The organism is Bradyrhizobium sp. SHOUNA76, assembly GCF_023006445.1.
GTDB lineage: Bacteria > Pseudomonadota > Alphaproteobacteria > Rhizobiales > Xanthobacteraceae > Bradyrhizobium.
On sequence record NZ_JALBHA010001173.1, the window covers coordinates 1 to 433 of the forward strand.

Consider the following 433-nt stretch of genomic DNA (forward strand, 5'->3'; position numbering starts at 1 on the left):
CCTTGCCGACCTGATCCGCCCGGCGCTGGCCTGGCGCGCGAACGCGTCCGGCGAAAAGCCGGCCGGCGCCTTTGACGGCCGCAGCTTCGTGGTGACGCAGGCGATGACCTCGCTCACCGGCTCCGCAGGCGAGGATTTTGCGTCGGTACTACGTGCCCTCGGCTATCGCATGGAGAAGCGTCCGCCGCTGCCGCAAAAGCCTGTCGTGACCGAGACGGTCGCGGCAGAGACGCCGCCCGTTGAGGGCAGCGCGGAGATTTCGACCGAGACCGCTGCGGAGGCCGTCGCCGGCTTGCCCGAGGAGGCATCCACCGAGGCCGCCGTTGAAGCCGTCACCGTCGAAGACGCTCCCGGCATGGACCTGCCGGACGAGGCCGCGCAGGCGGAGCCGCCGCTGGAAGCGTCCCCTGAGGCGCCCGTCACCCCCGAAGAT

Annotated in this window: 1 pseudogene; it reads left to right on the plus strand. The window is 71.1% G+C overall.

Features of this window, described 5'->3' with window-relative positions:
• Positions 1-433 (plus strand): annotated as a pseudogene (locus MOV74_RS40350) (helicase); the annotation flags it as partial.